This is a genomic window from Roseicyclus salinarum (genome assembly GCF_029624655.1).
Taxonomy (GTDB): Bacteria; Pseudomonadota; Alphaproteobacteria; order Rhodobacterales; family Rhodobacteraceae; genus Roseibacterium; species Roseibacterium salinarum.
In genome coordinates this window covers 90,959-97,569 of record NZ_JARRSA010000014.1, presented here as the reverse complement: position 1 = coordinate 97,569, position 6,611 = coordinate 90,959, and the positions used below count along the sequence as shown (strand labels likewise).

Sequence of the window (6,611 nt, the reverse complement as noted above, 5' to 3'; positions counted from 1 at the left end):
ATCGCTGCCGTCAGCGTCGTCTTGCCGTGGTCGACGTGGCCGATCGTGCCGATGTTCACGTGCGGCTTGTTACGTTCAAACTTTGCCTTTGCCATCTGCCCTGGCGCCCTGTCCGTTCGGGGGCCCATCCTGCGCGAACGCTTCGGGCCCGGTTCAACATCGCGGGCGGACTATTGCGCTGGCGCAGAAAAATCAAGCGGTCAGTTGACGACCGGCTCAGGGCAGGGCGCGTCCCCGGTCGGCACGCAGTCCCCGGCCGCCCCGGCGTCGGGCCCGGCATCCGCCGCGGCATCGGCGGACGACGCGCCCTCGGGCAGTTCGGCGGCCTCGTCATCGTCATCTAACTCGGCCAAGGCGGCCTCTGCCGCGTCCGGGTCGATCTCGAACCATTCGGGGTTCTGCAGCATCCACAGCTGGATCCGCCGCGCCGCGTTGCGGGCGAGCACCTGCATCTGCTCCTCGCGCGTTCGCGTGTAGCCCGAGCCCACCAGCATCGTCTCGGCGCTCGCGCCCTCGAAGACCATGATCTGCTCGGGCTCGTCATGAAGCTTGCGGCCCAGCGCGTCGTCCCAGACGTTGACAGACAGCACGAGGACGGACCGCGGGTTCAGCACGACCGGGATGCCCGGCGGCGCCAGCGCGTAGCCATCGACCGCGATGCCGATGTGATAGAGCTTGTCGCCCTCATAGGCGCCGAAGCGGCGGTCGATCTCGGCGACGAGGATCTCCTCCCACTCCTCGGGCGTCGCGTTCCGGCTGGGCGGCACCTGCTGCATGTTGTCGGCGACCACGATGTTGTGGGAAAGCCGGAAGGCGCCCATGTCGGGCAGATCCTCCTCCAGCGGGTCGCCGGCCGCGCATGCGGCGAGGAACCCGGCCATCGCCAGCACCGCGAGGCGCGGGAGGCGGGCGAAGTTGAGGCTTTCTGAATTGGGCCGCGTCGCGTCTGTGCGCATCTGGTCGTCTCCCCGATCCGGTGCGGTACTGCTCCGGTCCCGGATAGCGCAGCAGGGCCACCCTTGCAAACCCGGAGGCCCCATCACGTTTTGGACAGCGTGTCATCGATGCCTATCTGTCCCCCATGGGTGGCCCCGGGGCCGCCGACCGCGATGGAGGCCGACCGCGATGGAGGACCGTCACTTGCCGTCGATGCCCACGCGCACGCGACGCCCGGACGCCGGTGGGGCCAGCGGCGGAGATGCGCATCTCCCGGTTCGCGCCGCGCTTCCCGAACGGCCCATGGGCCTTCTCGAAAGCTACCGCGCTGCGCGGCGGAACCTGCTGGAGATCATCCCTCGCCGCGCGCTGCATCAGCCCGTCCTGTCGGGGCGCACGGGTCCGCAGCGCTGGCACATGCTCATGGATCCGCCCGCCATCCGCCGCGTCCTTCTCGAGGCGGTCGACGGCTACCCCAAATCCGTCGCCACCCGCGCCGTGCTCGAGCCCGCGATCGGCGACAGCCTGTTCCTCGCCGAGGGCGAGGACTGGCGCTGGCAGCGGCGCGCCGCGGCGCCCGCCTTCTCGGCGCGAAGCGTCGAGGCGCTCGCTCCGGTGATGACCCGCGCCGCCGAGGCCGCCTGCGCCCGCCTTGAGGGCGCGACGGGGCGCGCGTCCGACATGGTCGCCCTGATGACGGGCGCGGCCTTCGACGTGATCGCGGACGTGACCTTCTCCGACGATCAGGGCGTGGACCGCGCCGGGGTCGTCGCCGCCCTCGAGGCCTACATCGACCAGGCCGCGCGGATGAGCCTTCTGGACGTCATCGGCATTCCCGCATCCGTCCCCCGCCCGGGGCGGGCGGTCGCGGCGCGCCGGCTGGGCGCCATGAAGGCCGAGGCCGACGCCGCCATCGCCCGCCGCAGGTCTTCGGGACCCGGCGCGACCCCCGACCTTCTCGACCGGCTGATCGCCGCGCAGGACCCCGAAACGGGCCGCCGCATGAACGCGGACACCCTGCGCCAGACGCTCCTGACCTTCATCGTGGCGGGCCACGAGACCACGGCCCTGTCACTGTCCTGGGCGCTTTATCTCTGCGCCTTCGACGAGGGCGTGCAGGCCCGCGCCCGGCACGAGGCGCAGGCCGCGCTCGGAGGACGCGCGGCGGAAGCGCGCGATCTCGACGCCCTGCCGCTGATCCGCGCCATCGTCGAGGAGGCGCTTCGCCTCTATCCGCCCGGCGCCTTTCTGTCGCGCACGGCGCGGATGGCAGACCGTCTCGGTGCCGCGCTGATCCGTCCCGGCGACACGGTCATGATCCCCGTCTGGGCCCTGCATCGCCACCGCCGCCTGTGGGACGCGCCCGACGCTTTCGACCCGTCGCGCTGGCTGGGCGCGGCGCGGCCGGACCGCTGGGGCTACCTTCCCTTCGGCGACGGCCCGCGCATATGCATCGGCCAGCGCTTCGCCCTGCAGGAGGCGACCGTGATCCTCGCGACCCTGCTCGCGCGGTTCCGCTTCACCGCCGTGCCGGGGCGGTCGCCGAGGCCGGTGACGATCCTGACGACACGCCCCGAAGGCGGCGTCTGGCTGGAGGTCGCCCCCGCCTGATCCGGCTTCATCCTTGCCGAAAAACTCTCGGGGGGAGCGCGCGGAACGCGCGCCGGGGGGCAGACAGCCCCCCGTGCGACACAGACTGCGGGGGCGGGCGTCCCCGCTCAGGTGAACCGGTTGTCCCGCGGGAAGCCGCGCGGCGCCATCCGGCCAGACGACGCCCGCTTCGCCGTCCATTCCGCAAGGTCGGCCTCGGTCCGTGTCCGGCCCGCCGGATCGCGCCATGTCAGACCCTCGGCCAGCCGGAACGTCCGGGCATCCGACAGGCCGCCATCCTTGTATTTCTGCAGCCGGACGCCCTTGCCGCGCGCCAGTTCCGGCAACTCGTCCAGCATGAACACGAGCAACTTGCGGTTCTCGCCCACCACGGCGACCGCGTCGTCTCCGGGCGCCACCGCGACACAGGCCTTCGCCGTGACGCCGGGGCGCACGTTCAGGACCTGCCGGCCCGCCCGCGTCTGCGCGACGATCTCGTCCTCCGACACCAGGAAGCCATCCCCGGCGGAACTTGCCACCAGGCGCTTCGCGCCGGGCCGGTGCACGAAAAGGTCGGTGATCTCCACCTCGTTCGGCAGGTCCACCATCAGGCGCACGGGCTCGCCCAGGCCGCGTCCGCCGGGCAGGTTGGAGACCGGAAGCGTGTAGACCCGCCCCTGCGCGCCCGCGATAAGCAGCTTGTCGGTCGTCTCGGCGTGAAACACGAAACGCCCCGCGTCGCCGTCGCGGTATTTCAGCTCCTGGCCGAGGTCGATATGGCCCTTCATGGCCCGTATCCACCCCATCGCCGAGCACACGACCGTCACGGGCTCGCGCTCGATCATCGCCTCGAGCGGGACGTCCTCGGCCTCGGGCGCCTCGGCGATCACGGTCCGGCGGGCCCCGCCCCCGGACCTTGCGCCGAAGGTCTCGCGCACCGCGCGCAACTCCTCGCGGATGCGCTCCCACTGCAGGTCCTCGCCCGCCAGAAGGTCCTCGAGCCCCGCGCGCTCCTCCATCAGGGCGTCGCGCTCGCGCAGCAGCTCCAGCTCCTCCAGCCGCCTGAGCGAGCGCAGGCGCATGTTCAGGATCGCCTCGGCCTGCACCTCGGACAGCTCGCCCTCGCCCTCGGGCGGGCTCGCGTAGTCCTTCTCGGAGGTCGCCCGCACGAAATCCCGGCCCCAGTCCTCGCGCATCAGCGCCGCCTTCGGCGCCTCGTCGTAGCGGATGATGTCGATCACCCGGTCGAGGTTGAGGAAGGCGATGATGAACCCCTCCAGCACCTCGAGCCGGTGGTCGATCTTCTCCATCCGGTGGCGCGATCGCCGCAGCAGGACCTCGCGGCGGTGGTCGAGGAAGGCGCGCAGCACCTCCTTGAGCGAACAGACCTTCGGCGTTCGCCCGTCGATCAGCACGTTCATGTTGAGCGAGAACCGCGTCTCGAGGTCGGAGTTGCGGAACAGCGTGCCCATCAGCACCTGCGGATCGACGTTCTTCGACCGGGGCTCCAGCACGATGCGGATGTCGTCCGCGCTCTCGTCGCGGACATCGGCGAGGATCGGCACCTTCTTGGTCTGGATCAGCTCGGCCAGCTTTTCGATCAGCTTGGACTTCTGCACCTGGTAGGGGATCTCGGTGACGACGATGGCCCAGGTCCCGCGGCCGAGGTCCTCGACCTCCCATGTCGCGCGGACCCGGAAGGCGCCGCGCCCGGTCCGGTAGGCCTCGGCGATGGTCTCGGCGGAATCCACGATCGCCCCTCCGGTCGGGAAATCCGGCCCCTTCACGTAGTTCAGCAGCGTCTCGTCGCGCGCGTCGGGCGTCCGTACCAGGTGGTCGCAGGCGCGCAGCAGCTCGTCGAGGTTGTGCGGCGGAATGTTCGTGGCCATGCCCACGGCGATCCCGCTCGACCCGTTGGCCAGAAGGTTCGGGAACGACGCCGGCAGGACCTCGGGCTCGCGCAGCGTGCCGTCGTAGTTGTCGCGATAGTCGACCGCGTCCTCGTCGAGGCCGTCCATCAGCGCCTCGGCCATCGCGGTCATGCGCGCCTCGGTGTAGCGGGAGGCGGCCGGGTTGTCGCCGTCGATGTTGCCGAAGTTGCCCTGCCCGTCCACGAGCGGATAGCGGATCACGAAATCCTGCGCGAGGCGTGCCATCGCGTCGTAGATCGCGGCGTCGCCATGGGGATGGTAGTTGCCCATCACGTCGCCCGAGATCTTCGCCGACTTCCGATATCCGCCCGTCGAGGACAGCCTGAGCTCGCGCATCGCGTAGAGGATGCGCCGGTGCACCGGCTTGAGCCCGTCGCGCGCGTCCGGCAGCGCGCGGTGCATGATCGTGGACAGCGCGTATTGCAGGTAGCGCGACGCGATCGCCCGCGACAGCGGCTCGGCGGTCAACCGCTCCTCGTCCGGGCGGTCATCTTGTGGGGGATCGGGTTCGCTCATACCACGCATGGTGATACAAGCGGGGGCGAGGGGCGGCAAGGACCCATCATGCGCCGGCCTGCCGATCCGGTCCGGTGCGGCACGAAATCCCCACCTCGCCGAATCGGTCGCGGTCCGGGTAGACCCGGCGGAAAGCAGGAAGGCAGGCGCGAAAGCATGATCCGACTGACGCTGATCCTCGCGGTGGCGATCTTCGCGATCCTCGTGATCGTTCCCGGCGAAGACCCGGCAGAGCCTGCGCGGCCCGACGCCGGAACCGAACGCGCCGTGCGCGCCGCCCTCGACGAAAGCGCACTGCGCGAGACGGATCGCGGCCTCGTCCTCGTCACGGCCGAGGGCGAGGAACTGCGCATCGACCGCGTGGTCGAACCGTCCGACCTCACCGAGAACGACGCCCGCGTGAACCTGCCGCCCGCCCAGACGTCAGGCGGCGCACCCGCCGCCGAGGCGTCGCGGCCAGCGGCCCCGGATGCGCCCGAGGCCGGGGCCGATGCAACCGCCCAACCCGACGCCACCGCCCAACCCGACCCGCCGGCCGCCGCCGCGCCGCTCGGCGCCCTCCTGCGCGTCACGGGCGACCGGGTGAACTTCCGCGCCGGCCCCTCCACCGACGCCGATATCCTCGCGGCGCTCGATTTCGGCTCGGAGGTCGTGCTCGTGGAACGCGCCGCCGACGGCTGGGCCCGCCTGCGCGTCGCGGGAACGGACCTCGAAGGCTACATGTCCGAGGATTTCCTCGAACCCGTCAACTGAGCTTGCCCTGTCCTGTCGCCTGACCTACGCAGGGGCCGCGACAGCACGGGGACAGGACCCATGACCCGCAGCATTCTGATCACCGGCTGCTCCTCTGGCATCGGCCTCGCCGCCGCCGAGGGCCTGCGCGGCCGCGGCTGGCGCGTGATCGCGGCCTGCCGGCGCCCCGAGGACGTCGCAGCGCGCCGGGCGGAGGGGTTCGACAGCGTGCGGATCGACCATGGCGACGCGGAGTGCGTCGACGCGGGCTGGGCCGAGGCGATGGAGATCACCGGCGGCCGCCTCGACGCGTTGTTCAACAACGGCGGCCACGGCATGTCCGGCGCAGCCGAGGACGTTCCCCGCGAGGCGATGGAGCTGGTGTTCCACAGCAACGTATTCGGCGTGCACCAGCTGACCCGGCGCGCGATCCCGGTCATGCTGGCGCAGGGCTCGGGGAGGATCGTCATGCACTCCTCGGTCGTCGGCTACACGACGCTGAAATGGCGCTCGGCCTATGTCGCGTCGAAACACGCGATCGAGGGGCTCGCGAACACGATGCGGGTCGAGCTGCGCGGCACGGGGCTGCATGTGTCGATCCTCAACACCGGCCCCGTCGCCTCCGGGTTCCGCGAGAATTCCGCGCGCCTGTTCGAGCGCTGGATCGACGCAGACGCCTCGCGCCACGCCGAGTTCTACCGCGGCAAGTTCATGGCCCGCCGGACAAGTCCCCGCCCCGACCCTTTCGAGGGCACGGCCGCCGACGTCGTCGCCCGCCTCGTGCACGCGGTCGAGGCGCGCCGCCCCCGAACCCGCTACTACATCACCGCGCCCGCCTACGCCGCCGCGTTTCTCACCCGCGTGCTGCCGGATCGCGCGCAGGACTGGCTGGTGGCGAAGGTCTAG

Annotated in this window: 6 protein-coding genes; 3 read left to right on the top strand and 3 right to left on the bottom strand. The window is 71.1% G+C overall.

The genetic code is table 11. The features are described from left to right. Together P6F26_RS11505 and P6F26_RS11500 are read right to left on the bottom strand one after the other, a co-directional pair. A partial coding sequence (locus P6F26_RS11505; protein WP_018590913.1) for a GTP-binding protein occupies positions 1-95 on the bottom strand: 95 nt, incomplete at its 3' end. A 105-nt stretch (positions 96-200) separates the two neighbouring features. Beyond that, positions 201-956, bottom strand: a complete 756-nt coding sequence (locus P6F26_RS11500; protein WP_278028832.1) for a hypothetical protein — start codon at positions 954-956, stop codon at positions 201-203. Between the two features lie 283 nt (positions 957-1,239). Here P6F26_RS11500 and P6F26_RS11495 point away from each other — a divergent pair, with 283 nt between their 5' ends. Beyond that, positions 1,240-2,547 carry a cytochrome P450 gene (locus tag P6F26_RS11495; protein ID WP_278028831.1) on the top strand — a complete coding sequence of 436 codons (1,308 nt, stop codon included), beginning with the start codon at positions 1,240-1,242 and terminating at the stop codon, positions 2,545-2,547. Between the two features lie 107 nt (positions 2,548-2,654). Here the strand turns inward: P6F26_RS11495 and P6F26_RS11490 are convergent, their stop codons facing one another. Further along, positions 2,655-4,973 carry a DNA topoisomerase IV subunit A gene (locus tag P6F26_RS11490; protein WP_278028830.1) on the bottom strand — a complete coding sequence of 773 codons (2,319 nt, stop codon included), beginning with the start codon at positions 4,971-4,973 and terminating at the stop codon, positions 2,655-2,657. A gap of 156 nt (positions 4,974-5,129) precedes the next feature. Between P6F26_RS11490 and P6F26_RS11485 the strand changes: the two genes are divergently transcribed. Further along, a complete protein-coding gene (locus P6F26_RS11485) occupies positions 5,130-5,726 on the top strand; it encodes an SH3 domain-containing protein (RefSeq protein WP_278028829.1) in 597 nt (198 codons plus the stop codon). A gap of 60 nt (positions 5,727-5,786) precedes the next feature. After that, on the top strand, positions 5,787-6,611 hold the full coding sequence (locus tag P6F26_RS11480; RefSeq protein ID WP_278028828.1) for an SDR family NAD(P)-dependent oxidoreductase: 825 nt from the start codon (positions 5,787-5,789) through the stop codon (positions 6,609-6,611).